The organism is Aquipseudomonas alcaligenes (assembly GCF_003205495.1).
GTDB classification, from domain to species: Bacteria; Pseudomonadota; Gammaproteobacteria; order Pseudomonadales; family Pseudomonadaceae; genus Aquipseudomonas; species Aquipseudomonas alcaligenes_B.
Genome location: NZ_QJRX01000002.1, coordinates 69,423 through 88,187, shown reverse-complemented (window position 1 = coordinate 88,187; position 18,765 = coordinate 69,423). Strand labels below are relative to the sequence as shown.

Below are 18,765 nucleotides of genomic sequence, written 5' to 3'. Positions count from 1 at the left end.
CTCAGAGGCTGAGCAGGTGGATGAGGCGCGCCGCCGCCTTGGCGGTGCGGCTATCAATGTCGTGTTCGGGGTTGAGCTCGGCGAAGTCGACCAGGCGCAGCTTGCCGCTGGCCTTGAGCCGTTCGACCAAGGGCTCCAGCAGCTCCAGGCGCACCCCGCGGGCGGCCGGGGCGCTGACCCCGGGGGCCTCGCAGGCCGGCAGCACGTCGATGTCGAAAGTCAGGTAGAGCGCGTCGCAGCCGGCGGCGAAGGCATCCAGCTCGGCGCCGATGGCGTCCAGGGTCGACTCGCGGATCTCGCGGTCCTCGCGCACCAGCACGCCCAGCTCGGCGGCGCGGGCAAACAGCGCGCGGGTATTGCTGGCGCGGCTGACGCCCAGGCAGGCGTAGCGGAACGGCCAGCCGCGCGCGGCGCTGGCCTCGGCGATCTGGGCGAAGGGGGTGCCGGAGGAATGCACATGGGCCGGGTCGCGCAGATCGAAGTGGGCGTCGAAATTGACGATGCCAATACGCGGGGCATGGTTGCCGGAGAGGTGTTCGGCCAGGCCCGACCAGCTGCCGAAGGCCACCTCATGGCCGCCGCCGAGGACGATAGGCAGGTGGCCGGCATCCAGCAGCGCGCAGACATTGCGCCCCAGGCGCGCCTGCGCGCCTTCCAGGTCGCCGTCTTCGCAGGCCACGTCGCCGGCATCGTAGGCCGGCGCCTGGCGATGCCAGGCCAGGTTGGCCAGGGCCTTGCGCAGCGCCTGCGGCCCGCCGGCGGCACCGACGCGACCGTGATTGCGGCGCACGCCTTCGTCGCAGGCGAAGCCGAGCAGGGCCAGGCCCGGCGGGCTGTCTTCGCTCAGCGCGCGAATGCGCTGGTGCCAGCGCGGGCTGTCCGGCTCGGGGTCGATGCGGCCGGTCCAGCAGGCCATGGAATGGCGGTCAGCGTGCATGGGTAATCTCTCCACAGAAGATGCGCTGGCGCAGGCGCCCGGGCTGCACCGCGTAGGCCAGCTCGGCGGGCTGGCGGATATCCCACAAGCACAGGTCGGCGGGCGCGCCGACGGCGATGCGGCCCAGCTCCGGCAGGCCGAGGGCACGGGCAGCGTGGGCGGTCATGCCGGCCAGGGCCTCGCGTGGGGTGAGGCGGAACAGGGTGCAGGCCAGATGGGCCATCAGGGTGGGCAGGCAGATCGGCGAGGTGCCGGGGTTGGCGTCGCTGGCCACGGCCATCGGCACCTGGTACTGGCGCAGCAGCTCGATGGGCGGCAGCTGGGTTTCGCGCAGCACCTGGAAGGCGCCGGGCAACAGCACGGCCACCGTGCCGGCTTCGGCCATGGCGCGCACACCGGCCTCGTCGAGGTATTCGACATGGTCGGCCGACAGTGCGCCGTAGCGCGCGGCCAGGGCGCTGCCACCGAGATTGGACAGCTGCTCGGCATGCGCCTTGAGCGCCAGGCCATGCTCGCGCGCGACCTGGAAGATGCGCTCGCAATGCGCCGGGGAGAAGCCGATGCCCTCGCAGAACACGTCCACCGCGTCGGCCAAGCCTTCACGGGCGGCCGCCGGGATCATCTGCTCGCAGACCAGGCTCACATAGTCGTCAGCGCGCCCGGCGTACTCCGGCGGCAGCGCATGGGCGCCGAGCAGCGTGGTGGTGACGCGCACCGGGCGCAGCTCGCCGAGGCGGCGGGCCACGCGCAGCATCTTCAGCTCGTCGGCGACGGTCAGGCCGTAGCCGGACTTGATCTCCACCGTGGTCACGCCATCGGCCAGCAGCGCATCGAGGCGCGGCAGGCTGGCGGCGACCAGCTGGTCCTCGCTGGCCGCGCGGGTGGCGCGCACGCTGCTGAGAATGCCGCCGCCGGCGCGGGCGATTTCCTCGTAGCTGACGCCTTCCAGGCGCTGCTCGAACTCGCCGGCGCGGTCGCCGGCGTACACCAGATGGGTGTGGCAGTCGACCAGCCCCGGCGTCATCACCCCGCCGCGCCCGACCTTGTCGGCACCGATGGCCAGGGCCGGGTCGAACTCGCGCTCGGGCCACAGGCCGGCGATGTGGTCGCCCTCCACCAGCACGGCCATGGGCTCGGGCAGCACCTGCAGGCCATCGAAGAGGGTCAGGTCGCGCCAGAGCAGGCGCTTGCGGGAAGACTGGGACATTGCGGAGCTATCCTCGGCGTTAATGTATATACATTTAAACCGTGACCAGCGAGTCGTCAACCCCCACACTGCAATCCAGGCGGCCAAAACCTCCATAGAGGCACATATAAAACGCACCGCGGGATGGACGGGGAGCCGTCTTCTGCCTAAATATGTATATACATTAAGGGGAGAAAAACATGCCCACCCAGCTCATCGACCTCGACTGTCTGCCCGCCAGCCCCTGGAAGAACGGCGGTGGCAGCACCCGCCAGCTGGCCATCGCCCCGGCCGCGGCCGGGCTGGATGACTTCGCCTGGCGCATCAGCTGCGCGCGGGTGAGCAGCGCCGGCCCCTTCTCCGCCTTCCCCGGCATCCAGCGCAGCCTGGCGCTGCTGGAGGGCGAACTGCTGCTGCAACGGCAGAGCGGTACCACGACCTTGCGCGCCGGCGGCGAAGTGCTGGACTTTCCCGGCGAAGAGGCGATCAGCGCCACGCCGCTGGCCGGCGAGGTGTTCGATCTGAACCTGATGAGTCGGCGCGACGAGTGGCAGCAGGTGCTGCGCTCTCTGCAGCTGCATGGGGAAATGCCACTGGCCAAGCTCGCCGAGGTGCGTCTGCTGCTGTGCAGTGCCGGCATGCTAAGGGTGCGCCTGCAAGACGGCCGCGAGTTCGCCCTGCGCCCCCGTCAGGCCTTGCTGCTGAACGACGAGCAAGGCGAGCTGCACCTGCACGGCCAGCACGCACACTGCTATCTGGGCCTGCTGCGCCGGCTGAGCTGAGGGCAGGTAGCCCGGATGCAATCCGGGGAGGCAGGCGGCCCGTTCCCGGATTGCATCCGGGCTACTTCAAGCCGGGCCTGTTCATGCCCTCTCCCCCTATGCCGAATTGCCAGCCGCAACGAAAAGACCCCGCCGAGGCGGGGTCTTGTCTGTCAGCACCTGACGTTTACTGCGGCTGGGCCGCCAGCAGGTCGTTGTCGTTGCGCTTGAACTGCGGCAGCAGGGAACCGATGACCATGCCGGCCATGCTGAACAGCAGGCCGGCCAGTTGCGGCGGCCAGAAGGCCTCCTCGGTCCAGGTGAACTCCAGGTAGATCCAGGACACCAGGCCGAAGGCGATGGAAACCAGGGCGCCCTGAGTGGTGGCGCGCTTCCAGAACAGGCCGGCGAACAGCGGCACCACGGCGGCGACCAGCGTCACGCAGTAGGCGCTGCCGACCATCTCGTAGATGCTGGCATCGGAGTTCAGGGCGAAGGTCAGGGTGGCGGCGGCGCAGGCCAGGATGGTGCAACGCATCAGCAGCAGGAACTGCTTGTCGTTGAGTTCCGGCAGGAAGCGCTTGAACACGTTCTCGGCCAGGGTCACCGAGGGTGCCAGCAGGGTGCCGGAGGCGGTCGACATGATGGCCGACAGCAGCGCGCCGAAGAACATGATCTGGGCGAACAGCGGAGTCTTCTCCAGGATCATCAGCGGCAGGATCATCTGCGAGTCCTCGGCCAGCCACTTCTGCACCAGCGCCGGGTCGATCATTGAGGCGGCGTACACCAGGAAGATCGGCAGCATGCAGAAGCCCAGGTAGAACACGGCACCGGCCATGGAAGCGCGGGCGGCGACGTTTTCGTTCTTCGCCGACATCACCCGTTGGTACACGTCCTGCTGCGGAATGGAGCCGAGCATCATGGTCACCGCCGCGCCGATGAAGGCGACTATGTCCTTCGGCTCGAAGCTGTGCATGAAGGTGAACTTGCCCTCGCTGGCCGCCTGGCTGATCACCACATCGGCGCCGCCGGCCATGTCGCTGAACAGCCAGACCAGGTAGACCAGGCCGACCACGATGATGATCATCTGGAAGAAGTCGGTCAGGGCGATCGACCACATGCCGCCGAACAGGGTGTACAGCAGCACTATGAAGGTGCCGAGCAGCATGCCCTGGGTGGTGCTGATGGAACCGTCGGAGATGACGTTGAACACCACGCCGAGGGCGATCAGCTGCGCGGCGATCCAGCCCAGGTAGGACATGACGATGACCAGGCTGACGATCAGCTCGACCTGCGAGCCATAGCGCTTCTTGAAGTAGTCACCGATGGTCAGCAGGTTCAGGCGGTAAAGCGGGCGAGCGATGATCGCGCCGACGATGAACAGGCACCAGAAGGAACCGAAGGGGTCCTCGACGATGCCGGCGAAGCCTTCCTCGAGGAAGGTGGCGGGAATGCCGAGCACCGCCTCGGAACCGAACCAGGTGGCGAACACCATGGCCGCGACGATGGGGAAGCCCATGCTGCGACCGCCGGCGGCGAAGTCACGGGTGTTGTGCACCCGAGTGGAGGCATAGAAACCGATGGCGACTGTGGCCAGCAGGTACAGCGCGACGAACCAGATCAGCATGTTTTCCCGTTCCAGTGACATCGGTCCGCCGCATGCTGCCCCGCAAGGCGGAGGGGCTGGGACGGCGGACAACAGGTTTTTGTTATGGCCGTCCTGGCCTGTACCGAGCCCGAGGCTCGACCAGCCCGACAGGCTCGGCCGCGCAGTCTGGCAAAACCGTAAAATATGTCAAACAAAAATGACGAAATGCCTGCACATTTTCCCCGACACTTATCGGGCAAGCCAGATAAGCCGATGACCAGCCGGTCTTTTTCCCGAGAGCGGCAAGCCAGCCAGTTTTAAATTTTTGACACTCCGACGAATGGACAACCCGGCCAGCGGCTCACCTCGCCACCAGTTCCGCCGCGCCTGACGGCGCCCGCCCGCCTGTAACAGCCGGTTACGCCCACCCGCGCCGTGCAACTTGAGCCCGGCGCCCGGCTCCGGGATACTGCACGGCGATTTGCGCGCCGCATTGCCTGCCAAGCCCGTTGTACTCCGCGGTCAGCGCCCTCCCCGAAGGCCAAGGGATTTGCCGGCGCCGGGAGCGTGACGGGTTCAAGGAGTCATCCCCGATGATGAAAAGAAGCGACTGGATCTGGACCCTCATCGGTTTGGCCGCAGTCGTGTTTTCCTGCTTCCTGCTCTACAAGGAGATCCGCACCATCTCCCTCGACGAGCTGCAGGACAGCCTCCACGCCATTTCCCTGCACAACTGGCTGCTGGCCGCCGGCGCGACCCTCGGCGCCTATTTCGCCCTGGCCTGGTACGACCGCATCGCCATCGCCCACCTGGGCAAGAAGATTCCCTGGCGCTTCATCACCCTCTGCTCCTTCACCACCTACGCCCTGGCCCACAATATCGGCGCCTCGGTGTTCTCCGGCGCCGTGGTGCGTTTTCGCGCCTACAGCAGCAAGGGCCTGACGCCGTCGGAGATCGGCATCCTGATCTTCTTCTGCTCCTTCACCTTCGCCCTTGGCACCCTGCTGTCCGGCGGCGCCGTGCTGGTCTGCCAGCCGGACCTGATCAAGCGCGTGGCCGACGTCAGCCCCTGGCTGTCGGTGGCCATCGGCCTGCTCATGCTCGGCCTGGTGGCGCTCTACGTGCTCGGCTCCTGGCGCCACTTCAAGCCCTGGAAGTGGGGCAAGCTGCACGTCGAGTACCCGCGCCTGGGCATAGTCGCCCGCCAGCTGCTGGCCGGCCCGCTGGAACTGCTGTGCGCGGCGGCGATCATCTATTTCGCCCTGCCGGCCGAGGGCAACCCCGGCTATCTGGTGGTGCTCGGCGTGTTCCTCGCCTCCTTCTCCCTGGCCCTGCTGTCCCACGCCCCGGGCGGCCTCGGCGTGCTGGAGGTGACCTTCCTCGCCGCCCTGCCCGAACTGGCCACCGCCGATGTGCTGGCGGCGCTGATCGTGTTCCGCGTCTTCTACCTGCTGCTACCCTTCGCCCTGTCGCTGCTGGTGGTGCTCGGCTTCGAGTGGAGCCAGTGGCGACAGAAGCGCCAACGCCTGGGCTGAGCGCATGGCGCCGCCCGGCGCCCGAGCATCCGGGCCACTGCACAGGATGGGCAGCATGCACAGCATCGAACGGATCTACCCGAAGGACCTGGACCCGCACAGCGCGGCCGACAGCGAGACGCTGCGCATCCACCTGGAGCGCTACGCCTTCGCCGCCGAGCACCTGAGCGGCGAGCGGGTGCTGGACATGGCCTGCGGCTGTGGCTACGGCACCGCCCTGCTGGCCGAGCGCCACCCGGACAAGCAGGTCACCGGGGTGGACATCGACCCGGCGGCGATCGCCTATGCCCGCCAGCACTATCGCCTGCCCAACCTGCGCTATGTCTGCGCCGACGCCGAATGCTTCGAGGCCGAGAACGGCTTCGACAGCATCGTCAGCCTGGAAACCATCGAGCACCTGCCGCATCCGTCGCGCCTGATCGCCAACTACGCGCGCCTGCTGACCGAGCGCGGCCGGGTGATCGCCTCGGTGCCGATCACCCCGACCCTGGATGGCAACCCCCACCACCTGCACGACTTCAGCCGGCGCAGTTTCCTCGCCCTGTTCCGCGGCCAGCGCCTGTGTGCCGTGCAGCAGCTCGAACAGGTGCAGCCCTGGCAGTTCAAGGGGCTGTTCTCGCGGCGCCGCGACCACGCCAAGCGCCACCGCAGCGAAGGCGTCGGCAATGCCGTGCTGAGCTACTACCGCGCACACCCCTGGTACCTGTTCGCGCGCCTTGCGGCGATGCTGCGCTACGGCTTCAGCAACCGCTACCTGACCTGCCTGTTCGCCCGCGAGCAGGCCCGCTAGAGCCCATTCCAGAGCGCCTCGCCACCTCCATCGAGGGCACTGATGGTTACTATCAGGAGGGTCAACTTTTGTCTTGGCGCGGCGCCGGTAGTATGGCCCCCGTACTCACTGACGCCCCCACGAGGAGCCCAAGATGAAAAAGCACATTCTCGCCAGCCTGATCCTGGCCACCCTGACCACCAGCGCCTTCGCCCTGCCGGGTGACGAACAACCGCCGCTGACCGAACTGCAGCACATCAGCACCCCGGCTACCGTCGCCGAAGGTGGTTCCGACCGTCTCATCGAAGGCCGCAACGTGGCCGAAAACGGCAGCGAGCGCACCAGGGCCTTCCGCATCGCCGAAGGTGGCTCCGACCGCCTGATCGAAGGCCGCGACCTGGCCGAAAACGGCAGTGAGCGCACCAAGGCCTTCCGCATCGCCGAAGGTGGCTCCGACCGCCTGATCGAGGGCCGCGACCTGGCCGAGAACGGCAGCGAGCGCACCAAGGTCTTCCGCATTGCCGAAGGCGGCTCCGACCGCCTGATCGAAGGCCGCGACCTGACCGAAAACGGCAGCGAGCGTACCAAGGCCTTCCGCATTGCCGAAGGCGGCTCCGACCGCCTGATCGAAGGCCACGACCTGGCCGAAAATGGCAGCGAGCGCACCAAGGTCTTCCGCATCGCCGAAGGTGGCTCCGACCGCCTGATCGAGGGCCGCGACGTAGCCGAGAACGGCAGCGAACGCACCAAGGCCTTCCGCATTGCCGAGGGCGGTTCCGACCGCCTGATCGAAGGCCGCGACCTGGCCGAGAACGGCAGCGAGCGCGTCGGCCGCCATACCGCCTGAGATCGGCAACACCCACCCAGCCCGGCATCCGCCGGGCTTTTTTATGGCGTCGCCGCGGGCGCCGGCAGGCGATGGGTCCAGATTCGCCGCAGCACGCTGGCGAACTGTGCAGAGAGCCGGCCGCTGTTGTAGACCTGGCCGTAGCGCGCGGCGATCTCGCGCACGCGCGGCGCCAGCTCGGCGTAACGCCGTGCCGGCAGGTCGGGGAACAGGTGGTGCTCGATCTGGTGGCTGAGATTGCCGGTGAGGATGTGGAACAGGCGGCCACCCTCCAGGTTGCTGGAGCCACGCAGCTGGCGCAGGTACCAGTGACCACGGCTCTCGCCGGCCACCGACTCCTTGGCGAACACCGCGGCGCGCTCGGTGAAGTGGCCGCAGAAGATCACCAGGAAGGTCCACAGGTTGCGCAGTAGGTTGGCCAGCGCGTTGCCGGCCAGCACCGCCAGGGCGTTGGCACCGAGCAGCAGCGCCAGCAGCGGGAACAGCAGGTAGTCCTTGCCCCACTGGCGCAGCAGCTTGGCGCCCAGCTGGCGCAGCAGCGGGCGCACCTCGGCCGCGCCGATGCGGCCCTTGTACCACTGGTCCAGGCGCAGGTGCTGGATGGCCACGGCGTACTGGAACAGCAGCGCCTGCAGCGTCACCCACAGCGGCTGCCAGCGGTAGAAGGGCTTCCAGCGCTGCTCGGGGAACAACCGCACCAGGCCGTAGCCGACGTCGTCGTCCATGCCGATGACATTGGTCCAGGTGTGATGCAGGTGGTTGTGGGTGTGCCGCCAGAAATCGGCCGGCCCGGCGATATCCCACTCGTAGCGGGTGCCGGCCAGCTCGGGATCGTTCATCCAGTCGTACTGGCCGTGCATCACGTTGTGTCCCAGCTCCATGTTCTCGAGGATCTTGCCCAGGCCCAGCAACAGGCTGCCGAGCAGCCAGGTGGGCGGGAACCAGCCGCACATCAGCAACGCCCGGCCGCTCCAGCAGCACAGGCGCACGGCGCCGCGCACGCGGCGGATGTAGCGCGCGTCGGCGGCACCGAGATCGGCCAGGGTGTGCCGGCGCAACTCGTCCAGTTCACTGGCGAAGGACTGCAGTTCGGCGGTATTCAGTTCACGATCCACGCGCATGACGGTTTCCTCACAGATCGATTTGCACATCGCCCAGCGGCACGCTGACGCACAGGCGGATCGCCTGGCCAGGCTCGGCGAACGGCGTGCCGCTGCGCAGGTCGCGCACCGCCCCCGCCAGCAGGGTGCAGGTGCAGCTGGCACAGATGCCCTGGCGGCAACCGTGGGCCGGACGCAGGCCAGCGACCTCGGCCAGCTCCAGCAGGCTGCGGTTGCTGTCACCCAGCGCCTCGACGCGGCTGCGCACGAAGCCCAGGCGCACCGCTCGCCCCGGATCGGCGTCGCGCACCGGGGCACTGAAGGCCTCGGCCTGCAGCGCCTCGCCGTAGCGCGCGCGCAGGTCCGCGACGAACCCCGCCGGCCCGCAGGCCAGCAGCGCCAGGCCGTGCATGTCGGCCAGGTGCTGAGGCTGCAGGCGCCCGTCCTGCCCGCTGAGCAGCCAGCGCACCTCAAGGTTGGGGTGGCTTCGCATCAGTTGCTGCAGCTCTTCCACATAGGCGCGCTGGCCGGCCCGGCGCACACAGTGCAGCAGCCGGATCGGCGCCGCGTACCCGCGGGCCAGGGCCTCGCGCAGCAGGCCGAGCAGCGCGGTGATGCCACTGCCGGCGGCCAGCAGCCCGACACCGGCACTGCCCTGTGGCCAGTGCAGCTCGCCCTGGGCCTGGCCCAGCTCCACCAGCGCCCCCACCGGCAGGTGATCGAGGATGCGGTTGGACAGGCGCCCGCCGGGCTGACGACGGACCCCTAGCTCGACCCGCCCGCCAGCGCGGACCCGGGTCAAGCTGTAGCTGCGCCCGTGGCGCACCCCGTCGATCTCCAGGTACAGCTGCACATGCTGGCCGGCGCGCCAGCCGCGGGCATTGCCGTTGCAGCGCAGGCGCAGGGCGAGCAGGTCGTCGCTGACCCACTCGCGCCCCTCGACCCGGGCGAATACCCGGTTCAAGCGCCAGGCCGGATGCAGCCAGGCGAGCACGGCGTCCACCTCCGCTTCGCGCAGCCAGCCCCCTGCCACCAGGGCCCGCAGCGGCCGCAGCAGGAACGTCAGGCGACGAACGAGAAACAGCGGCAACAGGGACATGGCGACACTCCAGTGAACACTTGTACACAGAATGGCAAACCACCCCCCACTCAGTCAACACTTGTTCACTGAGTCCGGTTCGACGCCGCCGGAGGGCTTTTGCTAGAGTGCGGCGCAATTTCCGCTGCCAACCTAACGCCATGTCGCCACGCGCCGAACAGAAACAGCAGACCCGCCAGGCCCTGATGGATGCCGCGCGCGGCCTGATGGACAGCGGGCGCGGCTTCGGCAGCCTGAGCCTGCGCGAGGTCAGCCGCACCGCCGGTATCGTGCCGACCGGCTTCTACCGGCACTTCCAGGACATGGACGAGCTAGGCCTGGCGCTGGTCGCCGAGGTCGACGCCACCTTCCGCAGCACCCTGCGCGAAGTGCGCCGCAGCCAGTTCGAGATGGGCAGCATCATCGAGGCCAGCGCACGCATCTTCCTCGATGCGGTGAGCGCCAACCGCAACCAGTTCCTCTTCCTCGCCCGCGAGCAGTACGGCGGCTCGCAGCCGGTGCGCCAGGCCATCGGCCGCCTGCGCCAGCAGATCACCGATGACCTGGCCGCCGACCTCAAGCTGATGAACCGCACCCCGCACCTGAACGACGCCGCGCTGGACGTGGTCTCCGACCTGGTGGTGAAGACCGTGTTCGCCACCCTGCCGGAGCTGATCGACCCGCCCAGCGCCAGCCTGCCGGCGCATCTGACCCCGGAAGCCAAGATGATCCAGCAGCTGCGCTTCATCTTCATCGGCGCCAAGCACTGGCACGGCCTGGGCCAGGGCCGCGACTAGGCGCACCAGAACAGCCCGCGCGCAGCGCGCACGCACCACAACGAGGCACGCCCCATCCCCAACTTCAGGCACGACACCGCCAACCACGGGCCGCGCCGGGCTTGGCAAGGCCCTTGCTCTGCCGACAGGTAACTTCCTGGCCGGACTAGCCCAGCATGCTGGTGATTCACCACCGCCTCGCCCCCCAACCCTACTGGGACGAAGAACTGCACCTCAGCCACGAGGCGCGCAGCAAGAGCCGCCTGCGCTGCTTCAGCGCCGCCGGCGAGGACGTCGGCCTGTTCCTCGAGCGCGGCCAGCCGCCGCTGCGCGACGGCGACTACCTGCGCGCCGAGGATGGCCGCATCGTGCGCGTCTGCGCGCGCCCGGAACCGCTGCTGCACGTCACCTGCGCCAGCCCCTTCGAGCTGATGCGCGCCGCCTATCACCTGGGTAACCGCCACGTCGCCCTGCAACTGGGCGACGGCTGGCTGCGCCTGCTCGACGACCACGTGCTCAGGGCCATGCTCGACCAGCTCGGCGCCAGCACCTGCACGGTCGAGGCGCCCTTCCATCCCGAACATGGCGCCTACGGCGGCGGCCACCATCATTCGCACCACGGCGACGCCGAGTTCAACTACGGCCCGCGCCTGCACCAGTTCGGCGTGCGCCTGTGAAGCCGGCCTGGCAACTGCTGCGCCTGGCCAGCCCGCAGCTGCCGATCGGCGGCTACAGCTACTCCCAGGGTCTTGAAATGGCGGTGGATAGCGGCCTGGTGCGCGACCCGGAGAGCGCCCGGCGCTGGATCGCCGACCAGTTGCTGCTCAATCTGGCGCGCTTCGAGGCGCCGTTGCTGCTGGCCCACTGCAGCGCCGCCGCGGCAGGCGACTGGGCCAGCCTGGCCGACCTCGCCGAGCGCCAGCGCGCCAGCCGCGAGACCCGCGAACTGGCCCTGGAGAGCCGACAGATGGGCTACTCGCTGAAGCAGCTGCTGGAGGGCCTGCCGGAACTGGATGCGCCGGCCCGTGCCTTCCTCGCCACACAGCCGGAGCTCGGCCTGGCGCCGGCCTGGGCCCTGGCCGCGCGCGCCTGGGCCATCGACGCCGAGGATGCCCTGGCCGCCTGGCTGTGGGGCTGGCTGGAGAACCAGCTGGCGGTGCTGATGAAGACCCTGCCGCTGGGCCAGCAGGCCGCCCAGCGCCTGACCTCGGCGCTGCTGCCGCTGCTGGAGCAGGCGCAACGCGAGGCCCGCGACCGGCCCACCGAACACTGGGGCAGCGCCGCCTTCGGCCTGGCCTTGACCAGCATGGCGCACGAGCGCCAGTACAGCCGTCTCTTCCGCTCATGAAAAAAGGAAACACCCCATGAACAGCCAACCCCTGCGCGTCGGCATCGGCGGCCCGGTCGGTTCCGGCAAGACCGCCCTGACCCTGGCCCTGTGCCGTGCCCTGCGCGAGCGCTACAACATCGCCGTGGTGACCAACGACATCTACACCCAGGAAGACGCCCAGTTCCTGGTACGCAACGAGGCCCTGGCGCCCGAACGGATCATCGGCGTGGAAACCGGCGGCTGCCCGCACACGGCGATCCGCGAGGACGCCTCGATCAACCTGGAGGCGGTCGAGCAGCTCAACCGGCGCTTCCCCGGCCTCGACCTGATACTCGTCGAGTCGGGCGGCGACAACCTCTCGGCCACCTTCAGCCCCGAGCTGTCGGACCTGACCCTGTACGTGATCGACGTGTCGGCCGGCGACAAGCTGCCGCGCAAGGGCGGCCCGGGCATCTGCAAGTCCGACCTGCTGGTGATCAACAAGATCGACCTGGCGCCCATGGTCGGAGCCTCGCTGGAGGTGATGGAGCGCGACACCCTGAAGATGCGCGGCGACAAGCCCTTCGTCTTCAGCAACCAGAAGATCGGCCAAGGCCTGGAGCAGATCATCGCCTTCATCGAACGCCAGGGCATGCTCGGCGCCGCCTGAGCCCCACCACCCGAGTCAAGGAGACCTCCATGAAGCTGCGCCAAAGCCTCTACGCCCTCGCCCTGTTCTGCACCCCGGGCCTGGCCTTCGCCCACGCCGGCCACGACCACGCCGGCTTGCTGGCCGGCCTGGCCCACCCGCTGCTGGGCCTCGATCACCTGCTGGCGATGCTCGCCGTCGGCCTGTGGGCCGCGCAGCAGTCCGGCGCGGCGCGCTGGGCGCTGCCGCTGACCTTCGTCGCCAGCATGCTGCTCGGCGGCCTGCTCGGCTTCGCCGGGCTGACACTGCCGCTGCTGGAGACCGGCATCGCCGGCTCGGTGCTGGCCCTCGGCCTGCTGGTGGCAGTAGCCGCGCGCCTGCCGCTGGCCGCAGCGCTGGGCCTGACCGCGCTGTTCGCCCTTGGCCACGGCCTGGCCCACGGCCTGGAGCTGCCGGCACTGGCCAGCCCCTGGGGCTACGCCGCCGGCTTCCTCGCCGCCACCGCCGCCCTGCACGCGGCCGGCTACGCCCTGGTGCGCAGCCTGCCGCGCACCGCCGCGCCGCTGGTGCGCCTGGCCGGCGCCTCGGCGGCGGGCACCGGCGCCTGGCTGCTGGCCGGCTGAAGCCGGGGACCGCGCAGCCGGGCGGCAGCCGACTAGACTGCACAGAACCCTGCTGCTGCGGTCCCCTCCATGCGCCCTCGCCTGCCCGCCGTGCTGTTCGGCCTGTCACTGCTCTGTGCATGGCCGGCCGCCCACGCCCAGGATCGCCCCACCGTGACCTGGGGCATGAGCCCCTGGCCGGGCCTGGTCGATGCCCGCGACGGCCAGCCGCAGGGCGGCATCATCGTCGAGCTGCTGCAGCAGATCACCACGCGCCTGCCCGCCTACGAGCATCGCTACAGCCTGATCAACCTCAGCCGCGGCCTGGAGCACCTGCAGCGCGGCGAGCTGAACTGCCTGCTGCCGACCTTCCGTACCGCCGAGCGCGATCGCCTCGGCCACTATGTCGGCCTGTTCGTCGGCATGCCGCACCAGCTGGTGGTGCGTCGCAGCGACCGCGCCGCCTTCCTCGCCGGTCACGACGAGGTGTCGCTGCGCCAGCTGCTCGGCGACACGGCCTGGCGCGGCGGCCTGCTCAAGGACCGCAGCTACGGCCCGATGCTCGACCCGCTGCTGCGCGCCCCGGCGGCGCAGGCGCGGCTGCTGCAGATCCAGAGCAGCGACGCCGGGCACAACCTGCTGCGCATGCTCGAACACGGGCGCATCGACTACCTGCTGGAGTACGCCGAGGTGCTGCAGCACGTGCAGGGTCGCGGCGAAGCGCAGCAACTCGTCCTGCTGCCGCTGCACGAGGCTGGCCAGCCGGCCCTCAGCGGCATCTACTGCACGCGCAGCGCCGCCGGTGCCGAGCTGGTCCGCGCGGTGGATCGCGTGGCGCGCCAGGCGGACGTCCTGCAGGCCTTCCGCAACGCCCAGCGCAGCTACCTGCCACCTGCCACCCGCGCCCACTACCGGGCCTGGCTGGAGCGCTTCTTCGCCGAGCGCGCTACCCAGGACCTGACCTCGTTAAGCGAATAGCTATGACGGCCATCGAAACTATCAACCGGCTCGACCAGGCCGGCCGGTCTAGGCTCAGCAGCATCACCCGCGAGGACCGCCCCATGCCCATCCACGACTTTCTCCGCTGCCTGCTGGCCGCCTATGCCGCCGGCGCCAGCGGCAGCTGCCCGCAAGAACTCGCCTGACCGATCGGACAGGGTTACCCTGTGCGCCCTGCAGCCAAGGGAGCACCGTGCATGAGCCTGAAGTCCGTCTGCGTATTCTGTGGCGCCAGCCCCGGCGCCCGTCCCATCTATCGAGAAGCGGCCGAGCAGCTCGGCCGCAGCCTGGCCGAGCAGGGCCTGACCCTGGTCTACGGTGGCGGCGCGGTCGGCCTCATGGGCCTGGTGGCCGATGCCGCCCTGGCCGCCGGCGGCGAGGTGATCGGTATCATCCCGCAGAGCCTGGAGCGCGCCGAGATCGGCCACCGCGGCCTGACCCGCCTGGAGGTGGTCGACGGCATGCACGCGCGCAAGGCGCGCATGGCCGAGCTGGCCGACGCCTTCATCGCCCTGCCCGGCGGCCTGGGCACCCTGGAGGAACTGTTCGAGGTGTGGACCTGGGGCCAGCTCGGCTATCACGCCAAGCCGCTCGGCCTGCTCGAAGTGGAGGGTTTCTATGCGCGCCTGACCGCCTTCCTCGACCATCTGGTGGCCGAGCGCTTCGTCCGCGAGCAGCACCGCGCCATCCTGCAGATCAGCGAATCGCCGGCCGAGCTGCTGCAGCGGCTCGACGCCTGGCAGCCCACGGCCGCGCCCAAGTGGGTCGACCGCGAGCCGCAGTGACCGGCGGCTTCAGCCGGCCTGTTGGACGATCACCGTCTGCGCCGGCATCGGCGCCGGGAAGCCGGCCTCGCCGAGGGCGTCCTTGATCACCTTGTTGGTGTCGAAATACACCTGCCAGTAATGGTCGGTGTGGCAGTAGGGGCGCACCGCCAATACCGGGCCGACCAGGTTGAACTCGAGGATTTCCACCTCCACCGCCGGGCTCGCCAGCACGTTGTCGATGGCCGCGATGCGCTGCCTGAGCAGGGCAGCGGCGGCCTTCCAGTCGGTCGCGCCGGCCAGCTGCGCCTTCAGATCGACGCGGCGGAAGGCGTTGTGCGAGAAGTTCTGGATGTTGTCGGCGAAGATCTTGTTGTTGCCCACCAGGGTCAGCACGTTGTCCGGCGTGTTGATCGCGGTGACGAACAGGCCGATCTCGGTGACCGTACCGGTGACCCCGCCGGCGCAGATGAAGTCGCCGACCTTGAACGGCCGCAGGACGATGATGAAGCCGCCCGCCGCCAGGTTGGCCAGCAGCCCCGACCAGGCCATGCCGATGGCCAGGCCGACCGCGGCGATCAAGGCGGCGAAGGTGGTGGTCTGCACCCCGAAGTAGCCGAGGATGCCGATCACCAGCAGGATGTTGAGGGTGACGGTGATGAAGTTGCCGAGGTAGCGCAGCACGGTCGGGTCGACCTTCTGCTGGCCCAGGCCTCTCTGCACCAGGCCGACGGCGAAGCCGATCAGCCAGCGCCCGACTACCCAGAAGGCGATGGCGGCGAGGATTTTCACGGCGAAGGCGGCACCGTAGTCGGTCACCAGCTGCAGCAGCTGGTTGGCCTTGGCGGTGCCGACGGTGATCAGGGTGTTCTCTTCCATGACGGCGGACCTGCACGAAGTGGGGGATGACCCGAAAAACCCTAGCACGCAGCGCCTAACCTGCCCGTTCTTGCCCTGGATCAAGCACCCGGCAAGGCGATTTGCCATCGTATACACTACATGAGCGCCTTCGCTAACGGCCTGGTCCATGACGTTCCCACGCCTGCTCCCACTGTTTTCCGCCGCCCTGCTCAGCGTCCTGGCCCCCGTTGCCGGTGGCGCGGAACGGGTACTGCGCGTGCTCGCCTGGCCCGGCTACGCCGACGCCGACCTGGTGGAGCAGTTCGAGCAGCGCCACGACGTGCGGGTGGAAGTCACACTGGTCGGCAGCGACGACGTGCTGCGGCGGCGCCTGACCCGCAACAAGGGTGCCGACTTCGACCTGATCGCCGCCAACACTGCGGAGATCGAACACTATGTCGCCGAACAGCTGCTGCAGCCGCTACAGCCGACTCAGATCGCCAATACCACGCGCCAGCTCTGGCGCTTCCGCGACTACCCGAAGATCCCCGGCATCACCCGGGACGGCAAGGTCTACGCCATCCCCTACACCTACTCGGAAATGGGCCTGATCTACGACCGCCGCCAGTTCGCCACCCCGCCCAACTCCATCACCAGTCTGTGGGACCCGCGCCTGCAGGGCCGGGTGCTGGCCTTCAACGGCAGCAGCCACAACTTCGCCCTGGCCAGCCAGGCGCGCGGCCGCGACCCCTTCCGCATAGCCGCCGAGGACTTCCCGCAGATCGGTGAACAGCTGATCGCCCTGCGCCGCAACGTGCTGACCTTCTATTCGCTGCCCGAGGAGGCCGCCAGCCTGTTCCGCGAACACCAGGTGGCGCTGCTGTTCGCCAACTACGGGCGCCAGCAGCTCAAGCAACTGCGCGATGCCGGCGCCGACGTGGGCTACGTGATTCCCCGCGAGGGGGCGCTGGCCTGGCTCGACTGCTGGGCCATCAGCCGCGGTGCCCGCGACCTGCAGCTGGCCGAGGCGTGGATCGACTTCACCCTGGAGGCGCCGATGAGCCAGGCCCTGGTGGAGCGTCAGGGCCTGTCCAACACCCTGGAGGAGCCGGCCGGTGCCGACGTGCCGGGCCGGCTGGTCTGGCTGCGCCCGGTGGAGGACGCCGAACGCCGCGCGCGCCTGTGGGAGCGCATCCTTTCCGGCGAGCGCCCGCCGCTGGCGGAGGCGCCATGAGATTCGGCATCGCCTTCAAGCTGGCCTGCCTGCTCGGCCTGTTCGGCGTCCTGGCCTGCGGCCTGACCGGCTACTATTCCTACTCCAGCAGCCGCAGCCTGGTGCTCAAGGCCGCCGAGCGCGACCTGCTGACCGCCACCCAGGTGCTCGGCCGCAACCTGCTCGGCAGCATCGACGGCGCCGCCCGCGACGCCCGTCTGCTGGCCGCGGTGACCAGCGAGCGCGACCTGCCGCAGGCCGCCGGCGAGCCGGCGCGCAGCGACATCGAACGCGACCTGGCCGAAGTGTTCCGCGCGCTGATGCTGGTCCATCCCGAGTACCTGCAGGTGCGCCTGATCAGCGCCGCCGGGCACGGCCTGGAGCAGGTCCGGGTGGACCGCGACGGCGAGCGCCTGGTCCAGGTGCAGGGCGCGGACCTGCAGGAGAAAGGCCACTACGCCTACGTCTTCGACACCCTGAAGCTGAAGCCGGGCAACGTGCGCCTGTCATCCATCGTCATCAACCACGAGCTGGGCGCACATTCCGGCCTGGGCAAGCCGACCCTGCACGTGTCCACCCCGGTGGCCGGCAGCGACGGCCGGGTGTTCGGCCTGATCGTGGTGAACATCGACCTGGAACGCCTGTTCGGCCAGCTCAGGAGTGACCTGCCCGAGCATTATCGGGTGTACCTGAGCAACCGTTGGGGCGACCTGCTGATCCACCCGGATGCAAGCCGCACCTTCGGCTTCGATCAGGGCCGCCGGCTGTTCATCCAGGAAGAGTTCGCCGAGGTCGCCAGCCTGCTCGACATCAGCAAACCGGCCAGCCTGGTCAGCCGTGGCGGCCTGCAACGCGAGGAGCTGATCGCCGCCTTCGTGCGCCTGGGCATCAACACCGGCAGCCCCGAGAGCTTCGTCGTCCTCGGCCTGGCCCAGCCGGAGCGCCAGGTGCTGGCAGAGACCTCGCGCCTCGGCCAGCGCATCGCCCAGGTGGTGCTGCTGGCCAGCCTGCTGGCCCTGCTGGTCGCGGCCATCGCCTCGCGGGCCATGACCCGCTCGCTGAAGAGCATCAACCTGGCCGTGCAGCAATTCGCCAGCGAGCGCAAGAGCAGCCCCCTGCCGCTGGGGCGCCAGGACGAGCTGGGCCAACTGGCGCGCAGCTTCGCACAGATGCAGGAGGACATTCTCGACCAGCTGGAGGCGCTCAACCAGAGCCGCAGTGCCCTGGAGCACCTGGCCCGGCACGATCCACTGACCGGCCTGCCGAACCGGCGCATGTTCTTCGAGCGCCTGGAGCACGCCCTGGCCAGCGCACGACGCAATGCCCACCCGCTGGCGGTGCTGTTCGTCGACCTGGACCATTTCAAGGAGCTCAACGACAGCCTCGGCCACAGCATCGGCGACCGCGTGCTACAGGCAGTGGCCAATCTGCTGCGCTCGGCCACCCGCGAGAGCGACACGGTGGCGCGCCTGGGCGGCGACGAGTTCGTCGTGCTGATCGAGCAGCTGGACGACCCGCACCAGGTGATCGCGGTGCTGCACAAACTGCACGAGCGCTTCCAGCTGCCCATGCTGCTCGACGGCCATGAGGTGCAGGTCCAGGCCAGCATGGGCGTCAGCCTGTTCCCGCGCGACGGCGACGACATCGAGTCGCTGCTGCAGCAGGCCGACCGCGCCATGTATGCAGCCAAGAACGCCGGGCGCAACACTTACAACTTCGAGGCCAGCGAACCGCGCTGAGCCGACTCAGCGATTGCCTGATCGCGACCCGGCCACAGCGCCGTCTATGCTTGGCCTATGGCCCTCAACCTCA

General features: G+C 69.1%; 20 protein-coding genes. 14 read left to right on the top strand and 6 right to left on the bottom strand.

Translation table 11 applies throughout. The annotated features are described in order from the left end of the window. Position 1: 1 nt before the first annotated feature. Together hutG and hutI are read right to left on the bottom strand one after the other, a co-directional pair. Positions 2-937, bottom strand: coding sequence for a formimidoylglutamase (gene hutG / locus DMO17_RS03100; protein ID WP_110680857.1), 936 nt, complete (start codon positions 935-937; stop codon positions 2-4). Next, complete coding sequence (gene hutI, locus DMO17_RS03095) at positions 927-2,144, bottom strand: imidazolonepropionase (protein WP_110680856.1); 1,218 nt, start codon at positions 2,142-2,144, stop codon at positions 927-929. Before hutI ends, hutG begins: the two co-directional genes overlap by 11 nt. Positions 2,145-2,323: 179 nt before the next feature. On the opposite strand from hutI, the gene DMO17_RS03090 reads away from it, so the two are divergent. After that, complete coding sequence (locus tag DMO17_RS03090; RefSeq protein WP_110680855.1) at positions 2,324-2,905, top strand: HutD/Ves family protein; 582 nt, start codon at positions 2,324-2,326, stop codon at positions 2,903-2,905. Positions 2,906-3,071: 166 nt separating this feature from the next. On the opposite strand, the gene DMO17_RS03085 is transcribed toward DMO17_RS03090, so the two are convergent. Further along, positions 3,072-4,511 carry a high affinity choline transporter 1 gene (locus tag DMO17_RS03085; protein ID WP_110680854.1) on the bottom strand — a complete coding sequence of 480 codons (1,440 nt, stop codon included), beginning with the start codon at positions 4,509-4,511 and terminating at the stop codon, positions 3,072-3,074. A 554-nt stretch (positions 4,512-5,065) separates the two neighbouring features. On the opposite strand from DMO17_RS03085, the gene DMO17_RS03080 reads away from it, so the two are divergent. From DMO17_RS03080 to DMO17_RS03070, 3 genes are all read left to right on the top strand, one after another. Beyond that, entirely contained in the window at positions 5,066-6,007 is a 942-nt protein-coding gene (locus DMO17_RS03080) for a lysylphosphatidylglycerol synthase transmembrane domain-containing protein (protein WP_110680853.1), read from the top strand. A 55-nt stretch (positions 6,008-6,062) separates the two neighbouring features. Continuing rightward, complete coding sequence (locus DMO17_RS03075; protein WP_110680852.1) at positions 6,063-6,797, top strand: class I SAM-dependent methyltransferase; 735 nt, start codon at positions 6,063-6,065, stop codon at positions 6,795-6,797. Positions 6,798-6,930: 133 nt separating this feature from the next. Then, complete coding sequence (locus tag DMO17_RS03070; protein WP_110680851.1) at positions 6,931-7,623, top strand: hypothetical protein; 693 nt, start codon at positions 6,931-6,933, stop codon at positions 7,621-7,623. Between the two features lie 41 nt (positions 7,624-7,664). Here DMO17_RS03070 and DMO17_RS03065 read toward each other — a convergent pair whose 3' ends face one another. Together DMO17_RS03065 and DMO17_RS03060 are read right to left on the bottom strand one after the other, a co-directional pair. After that, complete coding sequence (locus DMO17_RS03065; RefSeq protein WP_110680850.1) at positions 7,665-8,744, bottom strand: fatty acid desaturase family protein; 1,080 nt, start codon at positions 8,742-8,744, stop codon at positions 7,665-7,667. A gap of 10 nt (positions 8,745-8,754) precedes the next feature. Further along, positions 8,755-9,822 carry a flavin reductase family protein gene (locus tag DMO17_RS03060; RefSeq protein WP_110680849.1) on the bottom strand — a complete coding sequence of 356 codons (1,068 nt, stop codon included), beginning with the start codon at positions 9,820-9,822 and terminating at the stop codon, positions 8,755-8,757. Positions 9,823-9,962: 140 nt separating this feature from the next. Between DMO17_RS03060 and fabR the strand changes: the two genes are divergently transcribed. The 8 genes from fabR to DMO17_RS03025 all read left to right on the top strand — a co-directional run bounded on the left by fabR (position 9,963) and on the right by DMO17_RS03025 (position 14,921). Then, on the top strand, positions 9,963-10,598 hold the full coding sequence (gene fabR / locus DMO17_RS03055; protein ID WP_110680848.1) for an HTH-type transcriptional repressor FabR: 636 nt from the start codon (positions 9,963-9,965) through the stop codon (positions 10,596-10,598). Positions 10,599-10,753: 155 nt separating this feature from the next. Beyond that, positions 10,754-11,254 (top strand): urease accessory protein UreE, encoded by a 501-nt coding sequence (gene ureE, locus DMO17_RS03050; RefSeq protein WP_110680847.1) that lies wholly within the window; start codon positions 10,754-10,756, stop codon positions 11,252-11,254. Continuing rightward, positions 11,251-11,925 carry an urease accessory protein UreF gene (locus tag DMO17_RS03045; RefSeq protein ID WP_110680846.1) on the top strand — a complete coding sequence of 225 codons (675 nt, stop codon included), beginning with the start codon at positions 11,251-11,253 and terminating at the stop codon, positions 11,923-11,925. Before ureE ends, DMO17_RS03045 begins: the two co-directional genes overlap by 4 nt. A 16-nt stretch (positions 11,926-11,941) precedes the next feature. After that, entirely contained in the window at positions 11,942-12,556 is a 615-nt protein-coding gene (ureG, locus tag DMO17_RS03040) for an urease accessory protein UreG (RefSeq protein ID WP_110680845.1), read from the top strand. Between the two features lie 29 nt (positions 12,557-12,585). Then, positions 12,586-13,158 (top strand): HupE/UreJ family protein, encoded by a 573-nt coding sequence (locus tag DMO17_RS03035; protein WP_110680844.1) that lies wholly within the window; start codon positions 12,586-12,588, stop codon positions 13,156-13,158. Between the two features lie 69 nt (positions 13,159-13,227). Next, positions 13,228-14,115, top strand: coding sequence for a hypothetical protein (locus tag DMO17_RS03030; protein ID WP_110680843.1), 888 nt, complete (start codon positions 13,228-13,230; stop codon positions 14,113-14,115). Positions 14,116-14,117: 2 nt separating this feature from the next. After that, positions 14,118-14,282 carry a hypothetical protein gene (locus DMO17_RS19680; protein ID WP_181418724.1) on the top strand — a complete coding sequence of 55 codons (165 nt, stop codon included), beginning with the start codon at positions 14,118-14,120 and terminating at the stop codon, positions 14,280-14,282. Between the two features lie 51 nt (positions 14,283-14,333). Beyond that, positions 14,334-14,921 (top strand): LOG family protein, encoded by a 588-nt coding sequence (locus tag DMO17_RS03025; RefSeq protein WP_110680842.1) that lies wholly within the window; start codon positions 14,334-14,336, stop codon positions 14,919-14,921. 9 nt (positions 14,922-14,930) lie between these two features. Here DMO17_RS03025 and DMO17_RS03020 read toward each other — a convergent pair whose 3' ends face one another. Further along, entirely contained in the window at positions 14,931-15,779 is an 849-nt protein-coding gene (locus DMO17_RS03020) for a mechanosensitive ion channel family protein (protein WP_110680841.1), read from the bottom strand. Between the two features lie 148 nt (positions 15,780-15,927). Between DMO17_RS03020 and DMO17_RS03015 the strand changes: the two genes are divergently transcribed. Next, positions 15,928-16,974 (top strand): ABC transporter substrate-binding protein, encoded by a 1,047-nt coding sequence (locus DMO17_RS03015; protein WP_110680840.1) that lies wholly within the window; start codon positions 15,928-15,930, stop codon positions 16,972-16,974. Then, on the top strand, positions 16,971-18,692 hold the full coding sequence (locus tag DMO17_RS03010) for a diguanylate cyclase domain-containing protein (protein WP_110680839.1): 1,722 nt from the start codon (positions 16,971-16,973) through the stop codon (positions 18,690-18,692). Before DMO17_RS03015 ends, DMO17_RS03010 begins: the two co-directional genes overlap by 4 nt. The last annotated feature ends 73 nt before the right edge of the window (positions 18,693-18,765 follow it).